At 36.5% G+C, this 22,361-nt stretch carries 18 protein-coding genes and 1 pseudogene; 17 read left to right on the plus strand and 2 right to left on the minus strand.

Going from position 1 to position 22,361, the window contains the following annotated elements:
• The first annotated feature begins 1 nt into the window (after nt 1).
• The 13 genes from RZN25_02095 to RZN25_02155 all read left to right on the plus strand — a co-directional run bounded on the left by RZN25_02095 (nt 2) and on the right by RZN25_02155 (nt 17,386).
• Entirely contained in the window at nt 2-1,375 is a 1,374-nt protein-coding gene (locus RZN25_02095; GenBank protein ID MEQ6375624.1) for an ATP-binding protein, read from the plus strand.
• A 103-nt stretch (nt 1,376-1,478) separates the two neighbouring features.
• Entirely contained in the window at nt 1,479-2,732 is a 1,254-nt protein-coding gene (locus tag RZN25_02100) for an MFS transporter (protein MEQ6375625.1), read from the plus strand.
• 693 nt (nt 2,733-3,425) lie between these two features.
• Nucleotides 3,426-5,078: a spore germination protein gene (locus RZN25_02105; GenBank protein ID MEQ6375626.1), complete on the plus strand. Its 1,653-nt coding sequence runs from the start codon at nt 3,426-3,428 to the stop codon at nt 5,076-5,078.
• Entirely contained in the window at nt 5,075-6,268 is a 1,194-nt protein-coding gene (locus RZN25_02110) for a Ger(x)C family spore germination protein (GenBank protein MEQ6375627.1), read from the plus strand. Before RZN25_02105 ends, RZN25_02110 begins: the two co-directional genes overlap by 4 nt.
• Nucleotides 6,269-6,270: 2 nt before the next feature.
• Nucleotides 6,271-6,507, plus strand: a complete 237-nt coding sequence (locus RZN25_02115) for a hypothetical protein (GenBank protein MEQ6375628.1) — start codon at nt 6,271-6,273, stop codon at nt 6,505-6,507.
• A gap of 176 nt (nt 6,508-6,683) precedes the next feature.
• Nucleotides 6,684-7,790: an endospore germination permease gene (locus RZN25_02120; GenBank protein ID MEQ6375629.1), complete on the plus strand. Its 1,107-nt coding sequence runs from the start codon at nt 6,684-6,686 to the stop codon at nt 7,788-7,790.
• Nucleotides 7,791-8,177: 387 nt separating this feature from the next.
• Nucleotides 8,178-10,550, plus strand: coding sequence for a molybdopterin-dependent oxidoreductase (locus tag RZN25_02125; GenBank protein MEQ6375630.1), 2,373 nt, complete (start codon nt 8,178-8,180; stop codon nt 10,548-10,550).
• 14 nt (nt 10,551-10,564) lie between these two features.
• The gene (locus tag RZN25_02130; GenBank protein MEQ6375631.1) at nt 10,565-11,197 is read left to right on the plus strand and encodes a 4Fe-4S dicluster domain-containing protein; all 633 of its coding nucleotides are present in this window, start codon (nt 10,565-10,567) and stop codon (nt 11,195-11,197) included.
• A 16-nt stretch (nt 11,198-11,213) separates the two neighbouring features.
• Nucleotides 11,214-12,440 carry an NrfD/PsrC family molybdoenzyme membrane anchor subunit gene (nrfD, locus tag RZN25_02135; GenBank protein ID MEQ6375632.1) on the plus strand — a complete coding sequence of 409 codons (1,227 nt, stop codon included), beginning with the start codon at nt 11,214-11,216 and terminating at the stop codon, nt 12,438-12,440.
• A 13-nt stretch (nt 12,441-12,453) separates the two neighbouring features.
• Nucleotides 12,454-13,104, plus strand: coding sequence for a molecular chaperone TorD family protein (locus RZN25_02140; protein ID MEQ6375633.1), 651 nt, complete (start codon nt 12,454-12,456; stop codon nt 13,102-13,104).
• Nucleotides 13,105-13,939: 835 nt separating this feature from the next.
• Nucleotides 13,940-15,487, plus strand: a complete 1,548-nt coding sequence (locus tag RZN25_02145) for a malate:quinone oxidoreductase (GenBank protein MEQ6375634.1) — start codon at nt 13,940-13,942, stop codon at nt 15,485-15,487.
• A 309-nt stretch (nt 15,488-15,796) separates the two neighbouring features.
• Complete coding sequence (gene sstT, locus RZN25_02150) at nt 15,797-17,038, plus strand: serine/threonine transporter SstT (protein MEQ6375635.1); 1,242 nt, start codon at nt 15,797-15,799, stop codon at nt 17,036-17,038.
• A gap of 177 nt (nt 17,039-17,215) precedes the next feature.
• A complete protein-coding gene (locus RZN25_02155; protein MEQ6375636.1) occupies nt 17,216-17,386 on the plus strand; it encodes a hypothetical protein in 171 nt (56 codons plus the stop codon).
• Nucleotides 17,387-17,538: 152 nt separating this feature from the next.
• On the opposite strand, the gene RZN25_02160 is transcribed toward RZN25_02155, so the two are convergent.
• Together RZN25_02160 and iadA are read right to left on the minus strand one after the other, a co-directional pair.
• A complete protein-coding gene (locus RZN25_02160; protein ID MEQ6375637.1) occupies nt 17,539-17,796 on the minus strand; it encodes a DUF3231 family protein in 258 nt (85 codons plus the stop codon).
• 115 nt (nt 17,797-17,911) lie between these two features.
• On the minus strand, nt 17,912-19,081 hold the full coding sequence (gene iadA, locus RZN25_02165; GenBank protein ID MEQ6375638.1) for a beta-aspartyl-peptidase: 1,170 nt from the start codon (nt 19,079-19,081) through the stop codon (nt 17,912-17,914).
• A gap of 122 nt (nt 19,082-19,203) precedes the next feature.
• Between iadA and RZN25_02170 the strand changes: the two are divergent.
• The 4 genes and pseudogenes from RZN25_02170 (at nt 19,204) to RZN25_02185 (ending at nt 22,034) form a co-directional block, all read left to right on the plus strand.
• Nucleotides 19,204-19,461, plus strand: a pseudogene (locus tag RZN25_02170) (IS5/IS1182 family transposase).
• Nucleotides 19,462-19,643: 182 nt separating this feature from the next.
• On the plus strand, nt 19,644-20,084 hold the full coding sequence (locus tag RZN25_02175) for a prepilin-type N-terminal cleavage/methylation domain-containing protein (GenBank protein ID MEQ6375639.1): 441 nt from the start codon (nt 19,644-19,646) through the stop codon (nt 20,082-20,084).
• Nucleotides 20,085-20,095: 11 nt separating this feature from the next.
• A complete protein-coding gene (locus RZN25_02180) occupies nt 20,096-20,491 on the plus strand; it encodes a prepilin-type N-terminal cleavage/methylation domain-containing protein (protein MEQ6375640.1) in 396 nt (131 codons plus the stop codon).
• 10 nt (nt 20,492-20,501) lie between these two features.
• Nucleotides 20,502-22,034, plus strand: a complete 1,533-nt coding sequence (locus tag RZN25_02185; protein MEQ6375641.1) for a PilX N-terminal domain-containing pilus assembly protein — start codon at nt 20,502-20,504, stop codon at nt 22,032-22,034.
• Nucleotides 22,035-22,361: the final 327 nt, after the last annotated feature.

Genomic DNA, 22,361 nt, shown 5'->3' on the forward strand with positions numbered 1-22,361 from the left:
GATGAAACTCAAATGGAAAATCGTCATTGGATTTACAGTTGTTGTTATTATTATAGGAGTTTTTCAAGGGATTTATTTTCAATATAAAATAGAGCAAAAATTTGAGGAATATATTCTTGAAACGGAAAGTGAAAAAATAACGCCCTTAAAAAATGATCTGCTAGAATCCTTTGATTATTATGGGGAATGGAGAAATCCAGAGGAAATATTATACTATTATCAAACCTCAACCATGGGAATGGGGCAAAATAGGATGCGCCAAGGAATGGGGATGAATTCGGCTCATTATAGTCTTGCTAATAAAGATGGGGTTGTTATTGCTTCGACGATGGAGCATATGGTTGGTGAACTTGAGTCTGACTTAACGGGCATGAAGGAAAGTCTTATTCTAAATGGAATAAAGATTGGTTCTCTTATCATTTCAGAACCTCTAAATAACCGGCTGATGGAAATTCAGAATCAATATATACTGACAGTAAAAGAGTCCATTTTTTATGGGACATTACTTATGGTTGTTACAGCGGCACTATTAGCGTTTGTATTGGCAGCTAAGATGACTCGGCCTCTTCATTATCTAATGAGTAGTATAGAGAAGATATCAAAGGGAGAACACGATTATCGAGTCAAATTAAAAACAAATGATGAGTTTGAACAGCTTGGATATTCTTTCAATAATTTGCTAGATCAACTTGAAAAAAATGAAAAAATAAGAAAGATGCTAGTTGATGATGTTGCCCATGAATTGCGTACACCTCTTACTATCCTAAGAGGAAAACTTGAGTCTATTCAAGAGGGAGCATTAGAGCCTTCTGAAGAAACAATTCTAAGATTACATGATGAAGTGTATCGCCTGTCTCGATTAGTAAACGAACTCCAACAACTAAGCTTAACTGATGCAGGAATACTCCCTTTAAATAAAATCAAGACAAATATAGGTGAACTTATTGAAAGGGTTATGGAGCAACTTCAGTGGCTGGCTGATGAAAAAGGAATAACTCTCTATTTCGACAAGCCTTCGACACCCTGTATTCTTTCAGTTGATCAGGATAAAATGACTCAAGTTTTTATCAATTTAATAGGGAATGCCCTTCAGCATACTAATGAAAATGGAAAAGTGAATATATTTATTGGCAGTGCACAAAATTGTTATGAGATTGAAATAAGTGATGACGGTCCAGGTATAGAGGAAGAACATCTTCAATATATATTTGAACGTTTTTATCGAACTGAAAAATCTAGAACGAGAAGTGGAGGGCAAGGACTCGGATTATCAATTGCTAAAGGCTATGTGGAAGCCCATGGTGGAAAAATTAGAGTAACTAGCAAGAAAAGCATTGGAACTACTTTTACTATTTTTCTTCCTAAAGAAAAATAATCATTTGCGACTCAGTGACTGAAAGTTCTCTCTTTTTTGGATTAACACTTGTATAGCCAAATTTCATATAAATAGTGTAAAAGCAAACCGGGAGAATACGTCATTGAAAAAACAAAACAGTAGGTATAGATGGGTTGTTTTTGGATCTGTATTGTTTACTTATCTATTGATGTCGAGCCAAAGAACCGCACCCGGCTTAATTACAGATCAGTTAATGGTGGACTTTGGCGTAACCGCATCAATTATTGGGTTAGTGACAAGCGTCCAGTTTTTCGTATATACGGCTCTGCAAATTCCTATGGGAGTTTTAGCTGATCGATATGGGCCAAATTTTTTCTTGATTATAGGGGCCATACTGACAGGCTTAGGAATTATTATTTATAGTAACAGTACACATATAATTGTCTTGTTTTTAGCCAGAATACTAACAGGAATAGGGGACGCAACCATTTGGGTCAATATGGTATCCATCATGAGCCAGTGGTTAAATCGAAAAGAATTCATTCGATTAATAGGTGTGGCAGGAATGGCAGGTAGCTTAGGCTTCCTTTTGGCAACACTTCCTGTTTCAACAATGATTGTTTGGTTTGGTTGGAGAAATGTATTTTTATTTGGAGGAGTCCTATTAAGTTTATTTGGTATCCTCCTTTATTTTGTTCTCATAAAGAAACCAAAACAATTGTTTCCAGAGGTATTTGTAGTAGAAAAGGAATTACAACGTGAAAAAACCTTTGATTTACTACGTAAAGTACTCTCTAATCGACAACCATGGGCATTGTTTTTTTGCCATTTTGGAATTGTTGGCGGGTACATCGGATTTATTGGTTCATGGGCGGTTCCTTATGGGATAGATGTATATAGAATGACACGTACTAACGCTAGCCAACTCATAATGATTAGTCTTTTAGGAGCACTTATTGGTGCACCTCTCATAAGTTGGGTTTCTAGTAAATTAGAAAATATCAAAAAACCTTATTTAATTTTCTACTTAATAACGATATTGTGCTGGCTTGCCATTTTATTATTTAATGGAAAGCCTCCTCTTTATTTGTTATTTACGCTTTTCTTTGTCATGGGTTTTTCATTTGGAGCTAATTCGTTAACGTTTGCTTTCGTTCGTCAATACTTTCCGATTAAAGAATCAGGAATTGTTACGGGAATTGCCAATACTGGTGGATTTCTAAGTGCTGTGTTACTCCCAAGTGTTTTTGGCTATATTTTAGATTATTTTCACTCAGTCTCAGGTAGTATGATCGATGGATATTACAATGGTTTTGTTACACCATTTCTTTTTTCAATTATTGGTTTATTTGGACTAATCTCTATGAAGGAACAGCCTCATGGAGGCGGTGTATAACAAATAGTTCCAAATTTAAATAAGCATGATTTCCAAATAACATTATCATTATCCTACATGAACGGGCAGTTTATCCCCCACCTTAATTCTTAAGTAAAAACGGAGAAGATTAGGTAGGGGATAAACTGCCTGTAAATGTCTGATTGGTTCAAGGTCCTTTAGGATGTACCCTTGGGGACGGCCATTGATTGAAGTTTCACTTTATGGATAAACCTGATTTTTAACACTTATCACGTATTTGGGTGATAGTTTTTAAAAATGGTAGTCCAAAAATAATCCTGAATATCTAAGTAATGATTGAGAATAATAATCTTAGCATTATATTGTTAAATAATTATTAACAAAGTTATGAGATTTTGAAGCTTAAACAACAAATTTATCCCACATGAACGGGCAGCAATTCCCCACTTCAATTCTTAAGTAAATGAAGAAGAGCAGGCGGGGGATAAACTTCCATAAAAATAAAACATTAAATTGTCATTCTTGTTGGTGAAGCTTGCTTCATGGTTGGCTGTCCGTAAATGTCCGATTAGTGCAAGTACCTTTAGGTCAACCCTTGGGTGCTAACAAACAGTGGGGGACGACCACTGATGAAAGTTTCCCTTTATCTGTTTAAGATAATTACGAATGTTGTTTCTGAAACTTTTAATTGGTTTTCTCTTCTCATCAATACTTTTTTAGGAGTATCAATACATGAAAAAGTTAACCGACTGGGTAAATGAAGTTAAAAATAATCAAGATAAAATGAAAGAAAAGAATGTGGCAACAAAAGAAATGAAGACAGATATAAAAACAGGACCTTCTATTTCACCATCATTATCGGATAACTTAGATACGATTAGAAAAGATTTAGGTAATAGTACAGATGTCATATTTAGAGAATTTAACCTTGGTGAAAAAGATCATCGAAAAATAGGGGTTATTTATACAGATGGTCTTGCTGATTCTACTACTGTACAAGAATTTGTATTAAAAACGTTAATGATTGACATAAGGGACGTCCACTTAGAAAATACAAACTTTGAAACAGCTACTTTGGATTTATTAGAAAAGTATTCGCTTACAGGCGGAGAATTGAAAAAGGTTTATGATTTAAAAAAGGTTAAAAGTCATATTTTATCTGGTGATACCGTTTTATTGTTTGATGGAGAGACGATTGGACTTACAGTTGGCACAAAAGGGTGGATGCAGCGAGGAGTGGAAGAGCCCTCCTCACAAACTGTTGTGAGGGGTCCAAAAGAAGGGTTTACAGAATCACTCCGAACAAATACAGCCCTTATTCGAAGGAAGATTAAGAGTGATAACCTTTGGATTGAACAGATGCAGATTGGTAAAGAAACACAAACAGATATAGCCATTTTATATATGAACGGTATTGTAAATGAAAAGATTTTAAAGGAATTAAAAGAGCGTCTAAATCGTATTGATACGGATGGTGTCTTGGAAAGTGCAATGCTAGAAGAGTTCATTCAAGATGAAACATTTACACCCTTTCCTACCATTTTTAATACTGAACGACCTGATATTGCAGCTTCAGGGTTGTTAGAAGGAAGAATAGTCATTATTGTAGATGGAACGCCTTTTGTTTTGCTTGCACCTGCAGTATTTATACAGTTTATGCAGTCGAGTGAGGATTATTATCAGCGTGCTGACATAGCTAGTGCTACCCGCCTATTACGTTATGTGACTTTTATGTTAGCCTTACTTGTTCCCTCTGCTTATATAGCAGTTACAACCTTTCATCAAGAAATGTTACCTACTACTTTACTTGTAAGCCTGGCTGCACAAAGAGAAGGTGTTCCTTTCCCGGCTTTTTTTGAAGCCATTATGATGGAAATAACGTTTGAGGTATTGCGTGAAGCTGGCATTAGAATGCCAAGAGCTGTAGGTTCTGCTATATCGATTGTTGGAGCCCTAGTGTTGGGACAAGCTGCGGTGGAAGCGGGAATTGTTTCAAATGTTATGGTGATTGTGGTTGCATTAACTGCCATAAGTAGTTTTATTATACCATCATACAATTTAGCAATATCTGTACGTTTATTGCGTTTTTTGTTTATGATATTAGCTGCATCTTTTGGATTGTTTGGAATTATTTTGGGCATAATCATTTTGGTTAGTCATTTAACCAGTTTACGCTCATTTGGCGTTCCCTATTTGTCGCCTATGGCTCCGTCGAGTAAAGGTGGAAAAAAGGATTCACTTATTCGCTTGCCTAAGTGGGCATTATCTTCAAGACCTAGTCTAATTTCTCAGAATAATATTGTCCGTGAAAAGACTCCTGCTCCTGAACCTAAAGATTCATCAAGGGAGTCAGATAACTCGCAGAGTGGGGAGCCATCATCATGAAAAATGGATTTATGATGTTATTCATTTTACTGTTACTATTCATCTTATCTGGGTGTTGGGACAAGCGGGAATTAAATGAACTAGCCATCCTAACCGGTTTAGCAATTGATAAAGAAGATGAAGAATATAAAATAACTGCACAAGTGTTGAACCCAGGGGAGATTGCCGGAAAAACACAGTCAACCCGTGTGTCTGTATCAACATATGAAACAACAGGAAGAAGTGTGTTTGAAGCCTTACGATCCCTTACTTTAACAAGTCCTAGGAAATTGTACTTATCCCATCTTAGGATAGTTGTCTTAGGTGAAGAACTAGCAGCACAAGGAATCGAAAAAACACTTGATTTTTTGTCTAGAGATCATGAAGTACGAACAGACTATTTTATTGTTGTTTCAAAAGAAAAGGATGCTTCTAGTATTTTGGAAGTCCTAACGCCGATTGACAAAATACCGACAAGTAAAATCTTTAATTCTATAGAAGCATCCGAAAAATCCTGGGCTCCAACAAAAGGAGTTGACTTAGAAGATTTAATTGCAAGGCTTTCCTCTGAGGGAGTTAACCCTGTTTTAACAGGGGTAAAAGTAGAAGGTGATATTGATATTGGAGGAGGACTACCAAATGTTGAAAGGATTCCTTCTCCTTCAGTCATAAGTTTAGATTACTTAGGGGTATTTAAGAAAGATAAGCTTGTAGGGTGGTTAAACAAGAATGAAAGTAAGGCATTTAATTATATCACTGACAACGTTACTAATACGGTTAGTGTTGAAAAATGTGAAGGAGGCAATGTCACTCTAGAAATTTATGAAACCAAAACGGACGTAAAAGTAGCAGAGGCTAATGGCATGCCTAAGATAACCGTAAAGGTGGAGTCTGATGTATCGATTGGAGAGGTGAGATGTAACAAAAACATACTAGGTGAAGACAAACTCAAAGAATTGGCAGAGAAATTGGACAAACAATTAAGAGAAATATTAAATGAGGGACTTACCAAAGCTAAAGAGTTACAAACAGATATCTTTGGTTTTGGCGAACAGATTCATAAACAAAACCCTAAACTTTGGAATAGGGTGAAGGAAAACTGGAATGAAGAAGGATTTGTTCAGTTAGATGTACAAATTGAATCTCAATACAATATTCGAAGAACCGGGACAATTAAGGAGTCATTTCAATGGAAAGCTGGTGGTGATTAACATTGAAAACAATAGGTGTTTTATTTCTAGCAATACTTATTTCGATTTATGAAATACCTAAAATGAAAAAACAAAATATGAAAAAAGATTTTATCCTTTTTTCTTCTATTCTTTTTCTTGCAACTACATTATCTCTTTTGCAAGTAAATGGTGTGTCCATCCCGAATCCTATTAGTGGTTTAAGAGCTATTCTTTCACCAATAGGAATTGGTATCGAGAATTTCTTTATCCCGCATTAACGGGCAGTCATACTCCTAACTAAAACTTAAGTAAAAAAGAAAAGAGTAGGTAGGGGATTAACTACCTGTACATGTCCGATTGGTTCACGGGTCTTTAGGTTATTCCCATGGATACTAACAATCAGTGGAGTATGGCCACTGATTGAGGTTTCACTTTATGGAAAAGGAGCTATAAAATGTTAGGCTCATCCAAGGAAAAGATTAGCGAAAAACAACTTACCAATATGATTACTTTGTTTACAATTGGTAGTGCCATTTTGTTTACCCCTTCTTTGTTAGCCAATGCAGCAAAACAAGATGCTTGGATTTCTGCAATTGTTGCCACAGTTATAGCACTATTTTTAGTGCTGTTTTATTCAAAGCTTCATGAGTTGTACCCTAAGAAAAGTTACTTTGAATGTACCACCTATGTTTTAGGCAAGTGGGTTGGTGGGGTAATAATTTTCATCACTTATATGTACTTGTTTTTACTATGCTCGATCCTTCTTTGGGATATAGGAGATTTTTTAAAAACACAAATTTTAGTTCAAACACCAATACAAGTAATCCACATTCTATTTATGCTAACCGTTATTTATACGATAAGACTTGGTATAGAAAACGTTGGGCGTACTTCTGAGATCTTTTTACCGTGGGTATTAGGCTTATTTTTTCTTTTATGCATATTTTTAATCGGGTCATTAGAGAAAGAGAACTTACTTCCCTATATTGAAAAAGGTATAAAGCCAGTGATACATGGTAGCTACTATCTGTTAGCGTTTCCGTACTTGGAATTATTCGTATTTCTAATGATTACACCCTATGTTAATAAAGAAGCAAAAGTAAAAAAATCCTTTTTACAAGGTACACTTATAGGAGGATTATTATTGACTACCGTAACATTCCTTTGTATTCTCGTGTTGGGTTCAGATGTTACGATTAGAAATATGTTTCCTGTTTATTTATTGGGTAAAAAGGTGAGTATAGGAGAGTTTTTAGAAAGGTTAGAAGTGATCATTGCCATCATATGGTTTTTAAGTATTTACTTTAAATTAGCAATACTATTCTATATTTTAGTAGCTAGCTTAAGTGATTTTGTAAGAGCAAAAGATTATAGACCCATTACCTTACCATTAGGAATGTTGATAGTTGTAATGGTACCCATTATGTTTACGAGCACAATGCAATTTGCTAGTTTTGATAAAGAAGTGTTCTTTCCCTTAACATATATTGTGGGATTTCTGCTACCTCTAATGGTTTATATTGCCGGGAAAATAAAGCTTAAAAAAGAAAATCGGGTATGATGACAGACCCCCACGTGATGAAAGCATGAATGCTTTCATCACGTGGGGGTCAACTTTTGACCTTTCAATGTTTTAAAGTACAAATAAAAGCATTTTTTTTTGTACAACGGAACAAACACATAGCGTTTAATTTATGAGATATTCACTATATAAACGAGGTTATAGTTATTAAAGGAAGGAATTGTTAATTCTGATCATGTAAAGTGTATTGGCTATTTACTTTGTACCTACTCTAAGTGCTATGATCTTCGTAATTTATGCGTGATGGGGAGGACTAGCAGAATATCAAATAAGTACTATTTGTGAATTAATGGACTTATTAAATTGGTATACTTCATCAATATGCAGTAGCCAAAACACACCTTGTTAAGGAGGAGGATTAAAATTATGGAGGTTTCGAGACGTAAATTTTTAACAGGTGCCACTGGAACACTTGGACTAAGCCTTTTTGGAGGTTTTACGTTAAAAAAGAAGTGGTTTAAAGAAGTAAATGCAGCAAGTAATGCAACGTCTCCTGAAGAGAAAATTCTATATTTAGCTCACCATCCGCACTGTGGGAATCGTCATCATATGAAAGTTACTGCGCGTAACGGTAAGTTGGTGAAAATACAACCGCATACATTAAAAAACGGTGAAAAACCAAAACTTTGCACAGGGATATGTCTAAGGGGAGGTTCTGAGATCGAGCGTGTGTATAGCCCCGATCGACTTAAGACCCCTATGAGACGAGTAGGAGAAAGAGGAGAAGGAAAATTTGAACCGATTTCTTGGGATGAGGCAATCGATACCATCGCCTCTAAGTTCCAAGAAATTAAAGATGAGTATGGGGGCCAATCTATTCTGTTCCAATCCTCTGTCAGTCCGCAATACAAGTTTCCGTTTTTGACAGGATACTTTAACATGCAGTCAGGGAATCCGGGAGGAATAGATATTGGTATTGCCAATGGACTATGGCAGGTAGTAGGTCAAAGCTTTTATGGTAGTGGTCAGAATGATGTTACAGATCTTGAAAACTCAAAAGTAATTATACTGTGGGGGAAAAATACACTTGAAACAACACTAAGTGTCACTGCTCCTTATATTATGGATGCCAAGAAAAACGGAACTAAGGTTATCCTGATCGATCCGAATCATACTCCTACAGCTACCAAAGTGGATCAATGGATTCCTATTCAACCTGGAACGGATAGTGCTTTGGTGTGGGCTTTAATTCATGTCATTTTGAAAAATAATTGGTTTAATGATGAATACGTTAGAAAATATACCACTCTTCCTTACTTGGTAAGATCTGATAACCGAGAACTCTTAAGAGAAAGTGATATTATTGCCGGAGGGGATGAGCAAAAATTTGTTGTTTGGAATCAAGTAACAAATTCAGCTCAAGTAGATGGAGACCAAGTAATAGCCTCATTAGAAGGGAACTTCGAGGTTAATGGAATTAAAGTGAACACCGTATTCTCTTTATTAAAAGATATGGCCAATCAATATACCCCGGAAAAAGTTTCTGAAACTGTTGATATTAAGCCCGAAGTAATCAATGAGTTAGCAAAGGATTATGCTACAAATGGTCCAGCTGCCTTGGTTCTTGGCTTTGGTATGGATCGTTGGTACCACGCCGATACAACAGGTCGTCTCCTAGGGTTTTTAGCTGGATTAACTGGAAACATTGGAACGGTTGGGGGAGGGGTTGGAATCAGTCAACCTACGTGGTCTGGACGTTTGGGCTCATGGCCAATCCCACAGGAATTTGCTACTACAAAAGGTGGAAAGCTTCTTGCAGAATTACGCGAAAGTGACGAGATTAAAGCTATCTTTGTTCAAGGAAATACTCTACAACAACGTTATCCTGATATTGAGAAGACAATCGAATGGGTTAAAAAATTAGATTTTGTCGTAACTGTAGACATCTTTAACAACTTTAGTGCCCAATGTGCGGATATTATCCTTCCGGCCAGCTCTAATTTTGAAAATGAATCTGAGACCGGGCATCTTAGAATTGAACAAGGGTATGTCATGCTAGATGATAAGGTAATTGATCCCTTATTCGAGAGCAAAACTGATTTTCAAATTGAACAAGAATTTGCCAAAAAGTTAGGTTATAGCCATCTTCTGCCTAAGGATATGAAGGAATATGCTAAAACACTTCTGGCCACTTCTAATGATCCGGCCTTGAAGGGGATTACTTACGATGAACTGCGCAAAAACGAGAATATTTTACGCTTGAATGTACCAAATGAACCATACAGGCTCTTTACTGATAAGAAATTCCCAACAAAGAGTGGAAAATTAGAATTTTATCAGGAAGAATACTTGCCGGAAAAATTGGAACTTCCGGATTATGAGGAACCATTTGAGGCTTCTCCTAACAATGCGCTTTTTGATAAGTATCCTTTAATTTATGGAACTTATCATTCTCGCTTTACAGCTCATTCGGAATTTACCAATGCACGTTGGTTGCAACAAATACGGCCTGAGCCACTTGTGCTCATGAACCCAAAGGACGCTGATAAAAGAGGATTTAAGAATGGCGATTACGTACGCGTCTTTAACGATAGAGGGAGTTTTACAGCAAGATATCAGAGTGCCAATGATATGAGACCAGGAATGATTTGTATGAATCATGGATGGTGGCCAAAAGCCTATAAAGAAGGTTCTTTCCAAAGTGTCACTCACTCTTTTGTGAACTCAAGACAATGGAAGACAACATTTGGTCCCGTCTATGGTCTCTACGATGTATTAGTGGATGTACAAAAGGCATAGGGAGGGATGAATAAATGGAAACAAAGAAACCGCGTTATGGAATGGCGATTGATCTTGAAAAGTGCATGGGATGCCATACATGCTCTATTTCTTGTAAAATGCAGAATAATGTACCGGATGGAATGCTCTGGAATCGAGTGTTAACTGAGGGTGGCGGGGATGATATAGACCGTGCCGGTGGTGTATATCCGCATCTGGAGATGAATTATCGTCCTGTTGCCTGTATGCACTGTGATAATGCACCTTGTATCAAAGTTTGTCCAGTTGGCGCAACCTATATGGATGATAATGGAAGAGTATTGGTTGATTATGATAAATGTATTGGCTGTCGTTACTGTATGGCTGCATGTCCATATAAAGTCAGGACTTTTAATTGGCAGGAACCTGAACGTATGACCGGGTTTAACTATGGAGATGCTGAAGTTCCAGTAAGACCTAAAGGTGTCGTTGAAAAATGTACCTTCTGCAAAGAAAGAACAGATCAAGGGTTAGAACCAGCTTGTGTAGAATCTTGTCCTTCTGAAGCACGTGTTTTCGGCGATTTAAATGATCCTGATAGTTTAGTTTCTAAGCTAATTAAATCCAGAACATCCGAACGTCTACTAGAACATTTGGGAACAGAACCCAAAGTTCATTATCTACGTTAAGAAAGGAGGGGTTACAATGAATAATCTGAATTATAAAGTGTGGCTCGGTAGTGTATCTTTACTTTCAATTGCTGCTTTTGGTACCTGGTTTTATCAAATTAACCAAGGGTTGATTGTGACTGGTATGGATAATATAACTTCTTGGGGATTGTATATTATTTCATTTATGTTCCTTGTAGGACTTTCTGCTGGTGGTCTGATTGTATCTTCATCAGCAACGGTATTTAATATCCCGTCCTTTAAGAAAGTGTCTAAACCAGCAATATTATTATCTACAGTTTGCATTATTTTAGCAGCTTTGCTCATTTTAGTTGATCTGGGTAGTCCCCAACGCTTCCTAAATCTATTGATTTATGGAAGAATAGGTTCTCCCTTAATTTGGGATGTTATTGTCATAACAATTTATCTATCCATTTCACTGATATATTTGTTCTTAATAACTAGACCCAAACCGAATGAAAAGTTACTAAAGATTATGTCGTTTGTTGCGCTTCCAGTTGCGGTATTGGTCCATTCCGTTACGGCTTGGATTTTTGGATTGCAGATAGCTCAGCCAACATGGAATAGTGCTTTAATGGCTCCTCTTTTTGTTGCTTCAGCATTAGACTCAGGCCTAGCTTTATTGCTTGTTGTTTTAATTGCCATGAATAAATTTACGAAATTCAAGACAGACAAAGGATTAATCGCAACTTTAGGAGGTCTTTTGGCAGTATTTATTTCAGTAGATATTTTTATGGTGTTGTCTGAAACATTAACGATGTCTTTCCCAAGACAAGCGGAAGAGATGGAGTATGTTCATTTGTTATTAACGGGTAGGCTTGCACCGTTCTTTTGGGGGCAATTATTGCTAGGCGGTTTAATCCCATTCTTGATTCTGGCCTTTAAACGAAACCGTCAGAGAAGCGGCCTTATCGTTTTAGCATCCATATTTGTGGTTATCGGTGTGTTTTTCAAAAGGGTTTGGCTATTACTTTCTTCCCTGTCCCTCCCTTTAATTCATGGAGCGCCTGGTGTGACCTTAGGAAGATGGGAAGATCCTTCTTTATCGGGAGTTGGACCAGATATTTGGGCAATGATAGGCAATTATTCTCCGACATGGGCAGAGATTACAATTTTTGTTGGAATGCTTGGATTTGGGGGATTGCTCTTTACACTAGGATATAATTATTTGATTGCGGGACATCGTCATCAAAAAACTAAAGATTCAAAACAACCGATTGACGAAGGACTCAATGTTTCTTAGAGGAGGGATAAGCATGGATCAAAATCTGAATGAAATGGATCAAGAACGTAGTAGAATTTATGAACTTTTTGGCCGCTTATGGTTAGAGCTCCCACAAAAGGAATTAGTAGTTCAAAGTCAAGAAGGATTTTGGAAAGGATTTCCCGTACCTGTTGATAATGATCAAATGACAAGGGGAATAGATGAACTATTAAAGTGGTCGGAAGCTAGCAAAAATTATTCCGTGGAAGAAACAGTTACAGAGTTGCGAAGTGATTACGCAAAGCTTTTTATCGGACCAGCTACCGTCGAAGCTCCTCCTTGGGAATCAGTATATAGATCAAAAAGAAAAAATGTTTTTGGATTACAGACCTATGCAGTCAGGGATTTCTTCCATAGATTTGGTCTTGAGCTCACTCGAAAGAACCAAGAACCCGATGACCATATCGGATTAGAGTTACTTTTTATGTCATATCTGATTGACTGTATTTCAAATCAAAAGTTTGAAGAACAAGAATTAATAAAAGCGCAATCCCAATTTTTGGAGGAACATATCTTAACCTGGATTTCTGATTTTTCCAATGATGTTCAAAAAAATGCAAATACTCCTTTTTATAAAGGATTAGCACTATTGTGTGAAGGATTTGTTACCATGGATAAGCAGAACCTTCAAGTGTTAATTTAAGAAAATATCGGTACGACATTTACTATTTCTATTCCTAAAGAAAAGCAATGTGTAACCTAGGGCTGATTAAAATGTAAAGCTCAGCTCACAACAGTAGAAAGTTGAATTTAAAAGACTCGTAATTGGAGACCCTCTCCAATTTTCGAGTCTTTTTTTTGCTATCAGAATTTATCCCACATGAACGGGTAGTAATCCCTCACCTCAAATTTTAATTAATATTTGAGGTGAGTAGATGGGGATGAACAGCCCGTAAATATCCGATTGGTTGTCATACCTTTGGTGCTAACAATTAGTGGGGCACGGCCACTGATTAAAGTTTCACTTTATCTCAGAGGGAACGTAGGCTAAAACCGCACATCGTGTTAGGGCCGCGATTACTCGATTCACGAAATGATTGGCAACGTCTACGTGACCCATACCTTTGCCTCAACTCCCTACATAATTCAAGTACCAACATGCCCATATTAAGTGATGTTTTTCCGAGACAATAGTGTTAGTAGATTAACTGAGTGCTACTGATGTTGCTTGAGTGACAATAGCTTGGTTTGAGTTTGTCACTCTTACTCCATAGTGACAAACTTAGTCTAAAATTATTTCACAATCATATTAAAGTTATGGATCATAAAGGGTCAATCATTTCTTGCTCAAAACCAAACAATATATTTTAAGTTTTTTGAAAATATTGATATAATGGAAGAAGTTAACCCTATAAACAATATTAATATATTATAATGTTGGGAAAGAGTATTAAAAATTAGAAGTTGTCTGTCTTACATGGAGACGTAAGCAGAGGGCTATAACCTCAAAAAATCTTAGAGTATAAGGATATGGTAAAATGAGTAACGGACAAAATTATTCTGAAGTTATTTTAATTGGTGCGGGGATCATGAGTGCAACCTTAGGTACCATTCTAAAGGAGCTAGACCCTGATTGGAAAATCACTGTGTTTGAGAAGCTTGCGGATGCGGGTGTGGAAAGCTCCAATGAATGGAATAATGCAGGAACAGGGCATTCTGCACTGTGTGAATTAAACTATACTGTTGAAAAGTCAGATGGATCTATGGATATTAGCAAAGCCATAAAGGTTAATGAACAGTTTCAATTATCCAGACAATTCTGGTCTTATCTCGTAAATCGAAATCTAATAAGAAACCCGCAGGACTTTATCATGCCATTACCTCATCTTAGTTACGTACACGGAGAAAATAGTATTAATTTTTTGAAGAAACGATTTAAAGCCCTTTCAAACAACCCTTTGTTTGAGGGGATGGAATTTTCCGAAGATCCAGAGAAGTTGAAAGAATGGATTCCGCTAATGATGAATGAACGCACAATGGATGAACCAATAGCTGCGACAAAAATTGATTCAGGTACAGATGTTAATTTTGGTGCATTAACCCGCAGACTTTTTAAACATTTAAAGAGGAATCATGGTGTGGCCATTAATTACAATCACAGTGTTAATGATATAAAGCGGAATAGAGATGGGCTATGGGAACTAAAAATAAAAAATCTTGAAAGTGGTACAATTGAATCTCATAAGGCGAAATTCGTGTTTGTTGGTGCCGGAGGAGGAAGCCTTCATCTACTTCAAAAATCAGGAATACCTGAAGGGAAAAATATTGGAGGGTTCCCAGTCAGTGGTCTATTTATGGTTTGTAAGAACCCAGAGGTTGTCCAACAACATCATGGTAAAGTATATGGAAAAGCAGCAGTTGGTGCTCCACCAATGTCAGTACCGCATTTAGATACAAGGTATATTAACAATCAAAAATCTTTATTATTTGGGCCGTTTGCTGGTTTTTCGCCTAAGTTCTTGAAAAACGGATCAAATACGGATTTGATTACTTCAGTTAAGCCAGACAATCTCCTTACGATGTTGGCCGCAGGAGCAAAAAATATACCATTAACAAAATATCTAATTCAGCAACTTTTATTAACAAAGGAACAACGTATGGAAGAATTACGTCAGTTTATTCCAAATGCTAAAAGTGAGGATTGGGACTTGGTTGTTGCAGGCCAACGCGTTCAGGTAATTAAAGATACAGAAGAAGGCGGAAAAGGAACCTTACAATTCGGTACAGAGGTCGTTAGTTCAGCTGACGGATCGATCGCAGCCTTACTCGGTGCTTCACCTGGGGCTTCTACATCTGTTCATGTCATGCTTGAAGTGATTAAACAATGTTTCCCTCAGCATATGGAAGAATGGGAACCTAAGATCAAAGAAATGATCCCTTCTTATGGTATTTCTTTATCAGAAAACCCAGAAATGTTTCGAAAAATTCATGCGTTAACAGCCCAGTCTTTAGGTCTAACTAAAAACTCATCGGAGCAAGTGGAAGAATTGGATGAAGAAATCAGACAAATGGCAGGGGCTTATTAAAAAATTCTATATCTATATATCTCTAAGTGAACCATAGAGCAGGATAAGTGAGAGAACCTTTGATCTTTCTTTGATCAGAGGTTCTTTTTCATTTATTGATGGTATAGATCTTGTGGATATTGTAAACTGAATAATCTTAATATTTATATAGTTTAAACATTTTAAAAATATAGTTTTTTCTATTGGAATCCAGCCATTTATTCTTTATACTATTCGACAAGGACATTTGTTTTTGTAAGGGGGACAATGGGGATGTTGTCCTCGAAAGTTGCAATTATTCTATTAATCTAAAGTCTGGAGGAGACATCAATGAAAAGGGTATGGGGAAAGTGGAACCAATTGAGTTTAGTAAAACAAATCATTGTAGGTTTGACAATTGGTATTTTGTTAGCCTTGCTATTACCAGAAATCGCAAGTCCTGTCGTAATGCTAGGTTCTTTATTTGTTGGTGCACTAAAAGCAATAGCACCAGTGTTAGTCTTTTTCCTAGTTATGTCAGCCATTGCTCAACATGTGAGTGGTCAAAAAACGAATATGAAAACAGTCGTTATTCTGTATTTAGTAGGTACTTTTTCCGCGGGACTTATCGCTGTATTAGCTAGTTTTATGTTTCCAGTTAACTTGGAGCTTGCGCCAGTTGCAGAAGGTTTAGAACCACCAGGTGGAGTAATGGAGGTTCTCACTACTTTATTACTTAATATCGTTGATAATCCAGTGAGTGCGATCTATAATGCGAATTATATTGGAATTTTAGCATGGGCAATTCTTTTAGGTATCGCTTTAAGAAGTGCGCAGGGTACAACGAAAACCCTCATTTCCAATATTTCAGAAGCAGTATCTAAAATTGTGAGATGGGTGATTAAACTTGCTCCGTTTGGAATCATGGGTCTTGTCTTTGATAGTATTACCACAAATGGCCTAGATTCTCTCTTAGGATACGGAAAGCTTCTTGCCGTTTTAATTGGATGTATGTTATTTGTAGCGCTGGTTATGAATCCATTGATTGTATTTGTAACCATTCGCCAGAATCCATATCCACTTGTATTCAAATGTATAAGGGAAAGCGGAATCACAGCCTTCTTTACAAGAAGTTCCGCAGCTAACATCCCTGTAAATATGAGACTATGTGAAAACTTAGGATTAAATAAGGATTCCTATTCTGTATCAATACCACTTGGAGCTACGATAAATATGGCTGGAGCAGCCGTGACGATCTCAGTCCTGACACTTGCTGCAGTAAATACTCTTGGTATTCAAGTTGATTTCCTAACAGCCTTTTTATTAAGTGTTCTAGCAGCAGTGAGTGCTTGTGGAGCATCTGGTGTAGCAGGTGGGTCTTTACTATTAATTCCATTGGCGAGTAGCTTATTTGGAATTCCGAATGAAATAGCTATGCAAGTGGTGGGAGTAGGATTTATCATTGGTGTTTTACAAGACTCTTTTGAGACAGCATTGAACTCCTCAACAGATGTTATCTTTACTGCAACTGCCGAGTATAGAGAATCGAAAAAGCAAGGGAAGATCATGGGAGCGAGAAAAGAAGCAGTATAATTTCTGAAGATGCCAAAAGGTACCGTTTTTCACAGCGGTACCTTTACATTTGCATACTTACTTAACCTTAACTCTCATTCTGTGAATGAATCGGTGATCTTTAAATCTTAAGTTTTTGTATGTTCCTCCTAATTTTGGAAATTATAAAAGTAACTCAAGGAAGGAGGAATAAATACGATGGAAGTGGATATGAGCATTGAGGAAGTGATGGAGGGTATTCGGCGATTACATGCACGGGAAGAAAACCTAAACAAGAAGAGGATTAAGAAGTCACATCCTCGACTCATGAAAAATGCACTCTACTATTTTTCAGATTGGGATCACGCCAAGGACAATAGTATTTCGTAACGACTACATATAGAAAACGCTGTAATTCCCTTACTCCTCAAGTATCAGAGGAGTTTTTTTCTTGCATAAAAACAGAGTCCATTCCACTGGACTCCATTCATTTACGTTTTATTTTCCTAATGATTCTTTATTAGAAGCAGAAGGCGGTTGTTCTAACCAACCATGATCAATATAATTCTTGCTTCTTCTTCTGCGAATTTTAGTATTTCCGCATTTAGACGTACATAGATAGTGCCAAGATCATGTCTGGGACTTGAACCTAAGCTAGTTCCATAAGGACTAGTACTAGCGACAGTAAGAGCAGCAACATGAAATATCATCAACTTGTCTGAAAACACCTGTTCCTCACAATTAGTAAAAAATAAGGAAGAACACAGTTTGCAAAGCTGTAGTTTATGTAAGTTGTCCATAAATGAGCCATCTCAGATGTAGATATTTTCACATGTTGTTCTCGTAATACAAACACCTCGCAATTTTATAGGAATGTTACTTTCCCATAATTATTGGATGTATGTATTTTTTTATCTATTCAAAAGCCCCTTTAACAACTGTTTTACCTGATTGAACCATCACCTGGCCCATCGCAAAAACCGTATCAACTTCTAATAAACCTTTCGAAAGAATCGTTAGGTCGGCATCCTTTCCTTTTTCAATGGCTCCTTTTTGGCTAAGCTTTAAAATGGTAGCAGGATTTGCAGTTGACACACGAATTGCCGTTTCAAGTGGAATCCCTTCAACCAATACAGCATCTCTTACTGCCTCAAGTAGGGATTTGATTTCCCCAACCCCTAGCCCAACAAACTCTCTTTTTTCATTAAATCTTGGTAAACTGCCTTGTGCATCGGATGTAAAAGTGATTTGATCAATAGGAACCCCGGCATCAAGCATTTCCTTTAATGCTCTGCTACTTGTAAGATCTCCCCGAGAATCATTTGGGAGGGCGCTTGTCGTAAAATCCACATATCCTCCTTGTTGAGCAAACTGGATTCCTGCTTCAAAGAGTTTTCGGTTCCGATTGATATGGGTAGGATAAAATTGTTTCATTGGTACATCAGTAGTTTCCACAACCTCTTCAATCAATCGCAGTTGATCTTTCCCATCTCCAACATGAATGTTTACAATTCCGGGTTTTCCAGAGAGCATGCCACCTATACGAGATTCAGAAGCAATTCTTGCTAGTTCCTCCCTCGTTGGCTGAGTAGAACGATGGTCGGCAATAGCGATTTCTCCTGTACCTAGAATCAGGTCAATCATCATGATATCGTCTTCTATCCTTCCAGTTAACGTGCGAACGGGCACCTGATAAGAACCGGTCATGGCATAACAAGTAATTCCTTCCTCATTTAAAGCTCTTGCCTTTGCAATCAAGTTAGTCATTGTTCTTGTTGTTCCATCGGTGCCTATTACACCTACAACAGTAGTCACCCCGGCCAATGTGGCATCTGTTAGTTTAAGTTCAGGTGTACGTGTATGAAAACTCCCCTCACCGCCCCCGCCAGTAATGTGAACATGGGAATCGATTAGACCAGGAACAATGATTTTGCCTGTAGCGTCTATTTCCGTAATGTCTATGGAAGACGAGGACAGTTCAACATCATTTCCCACAAAACCGATTTTGTCATTGATTAATGCAATGTCTTTTTTGCCTAGATACTCAGGTGCATAAACTTCTCCATTACGAATAATTGTGATCATAGGTATCATCCTCTAGCAAATTAATTATTTTAATTCTGAAAAATGGGTGAAGACACCAGGAGAAATAAAAAGTCTTAACAAATTATAAACCAAAAAAGTTGTATGCGGAACTTTTGAATTAGATCAGAAAACAGCCAGGTTTTGTTGCGCGAAATTATTGACGAACTCAAAAATAGAAGCAGCTTGTCGCTACTCAGTAGAAAAGAATACAAGCAACTTCTCGTGATTAGCGAAGTGTATTGCCAACAAAATGAAATGTACAGAAACACCTCGAACCGGATTGCTGATCGGATTGTCAGCATATCACACCCGCACGTACGTCCTATTGTCGTGGCAAGGCAAAGGGTGGTACAGATTTTAGAGCCGAAGTTTCCATCAGTCCGGTTTACAAATCCGTAGCCCTTTTTGGGATTCTAATAAAAAATGCAAGAGTCAAGATAGTAGTATTTTACTAGGAAGAAATACAAAATATTGATGATGCGTTGATTTTAATTATATAAAAATGTCGAAATTTAGTATATTCTAAGACTAAGAAACCTTCAGGTAAATTAGGGGGGATTGTATGAAACATTATTTACCGAAATTTTCATCTGAAAAAGGTTTGACATTAATTGAAGTATTAGCATCAATTGTAATACTTTCTATTATCATTGTATCAATGGTACCTATGTTCTCTCAATCAGCTAAGTCGAATACTATGTCAAAGAATATAACTGACTCAACTTACCTTGCACAAAAAGAGATGGAAGAAATAATAAATATCAATACTAATTCCATTTCTCCTTCTATAGCTAATTTATCTGACCAAATTTTAGAGAAAGGGTATAGTAATGATATCTCTTGTAGTAATTGTTATGGAATTACCAAAGATGGTCATTATGTATTCTTACAATTAAAGACAGTATCGGATGAATTAGGTAAGGTTATCTTGAAAATATATAAAGATGATAAAAAGAATAAACAGGAAGCTCAAATGGAGATGGTTTTATCGTGGAAGAAATAGGGGTGTTATAAATGAAAATGAGCGAAAAGGGTGTAACTTTAGTTGAGCTTTTGGCTGCCATTTCTATCCTTTCAATAGTTATGCTTCTTGCGAGTTCTGTTCACTTACTTGCACAAAAACAAATGAATTCACAATCAAATGCTATTCAAATTCAATCTGATGAAAGAATGGCTATGAATCTCATTACCAAAGAAATTAGAAAAGCACAGACAATTGAGGTAAAAAACCCCAATGAGCTAACAATTAATGGAGCAGATATTTATAGGCTTGAAGGAACGACCTTGAAAAAAAATAATGTGGATTTTATTTCTAACATTAAGGTTTTTACTGTTTCAAAAATAGGAAATACTCAAGTTAATTTAAAAATTGGTAATTTACCCGAAACTACCATTTATTTGAGAGAATAGGATTGATGTTATGAAAAAGCGAATGGGGTTATTAAAGAATGAACAAGGTATTGCCTTAGTTATAGTTTTATTGGTTCTTGTAGTGGTGTCAGTTTTAGGTTTAGCCCTTATGGGACTTGCTCTAAACAATATGAAAATGAGTTCTAGTGAAAGAACATATCAATCTACTTATTATATTGCCGAATCTGGCATTACCTATACAATGGATAAAGTGAATAAGGGCATTGTTGATATCTATAACAACTCTCCCAATCAAACTACTTTCTTTTCAAATGTTGAAGATATGATAACGAATTTAAACAATGAACCTCCTTATAAAAATTTTGAAAATTATTTTGGTCATACGCCGGAAGCAAAAATATCGATTGTGGATGTCAGTAACAATCTAGATTCTACTATCAGAGATTACAAAATAACATCAATCGGAACAATTGATAATCATTCAAGAACGGTAGAAAAACAAATTCGTATCAGTTGGGTGCAAAAAAATAATGTTACAATTCCCGATACAGCTGTTTTTGTTAGAGAAACAGTTAATTTATCTGGTGGGGCAAAAATTGAAGGTGGAGCTGGAACAAACTCATCTGCTCCAAGTTCAATAAATCTCGATGGGGGTGCAAGTATTTCGGGAAAAATATATGTTGGTCCTGACTCAGGGAATAATGTCATTAATAAACCGAATTGGATGGTATTAAATAATGAAATAGTTAAATTACCAGCTATAAAAACATTTGAAATGCCTCAATTTCCAGTCTTTCCAAGCAATTCAACACCACCAAACGAAAAGGTATTTAAGTCTAATAGTAGCTATGATGTAATTTATAACGGATCTTTGCGTGTCGATAATTGGGTGGCAGATGGGTATACTTTAAATATGACACAGGATTTGAAATTCAATGACATTTATCTCACTTCCAACAACACATTAAATATTAATATTGGCAATAGTAATCGAAGCATTGTGGTTAATTCCTTAAATTTACCAAATGGGAAAATTAATATAATTGGCACAGGAAAACTAACAATTTATGTTAATAACAGCATTACTATGGGGGCTGGTAGTATAATTAATACATCTGATGAAATAGAAAATTTAAATAAAAAGGGAAATGAAGACACAAAGTCTCAACTAATCAAGGACCAAGTAAAAAAACTTGATATCTTTTATAAGGGTCCAAACTTGCTTTTATCAGGAAGTCAAAAAATATATGGTTCTTTATACGCTCAGTATGCAGACTTAAGTTTTTCGGGTGGATCAGGTTTTCAAGGACATATAATAACAGGTGGGGGAAAGATAAATATAAGTGGTGGTGCAAACGCAATTACTCAATTATTTTATGCTCCTAATGCAGATATAAATATATCTGGTGGGGGGACAATAAAAGGTCAAATAATCGGTAAATCTTATACCGCATCAGGCGGAAGTTTGATTACGCTTGATGATTTTAATGTTGCTGATTTACCCCCAATCCTTGACGAAACATCGGGAGGAACAGGTTCGGCAAATGATATTATTTCAGCGCAACCATCCCGTGAAAAATAAAATTATCTCAAGCCTATGGAAATAGGAAAAACTTCCATAGGCTTTTTGTATTGCCAGACATATTTTCCATTACCATAATTTCAACAAAATATAGGTCGATTTTACTGTCTTTTGGGTTTGTCTATTCCAATTTGCGGTATAATCAAATATTATTCGATATTCGGGGTTGAATTCAATCCGTTAAATTTGATGATTATATGCGTATTTATTTAAAAATCGCTGACGTACCATACTTAGGTGCGTGGATTGAAAAATTTAAGATAGGTAATGGATCACCAATCTTACTTATTCGGGCCAAAAAGAAACAAGTATCCCCCATTGATGGAA

Source organism: Bacillaceae bacterium S4-13-56 (assembly GCA_040191315.1).
Classification (GTDB): domain Bacteria; phylum Bacillota; class Bacilli; order Bacillales; family JAWJLM01; genus JAWJLM01.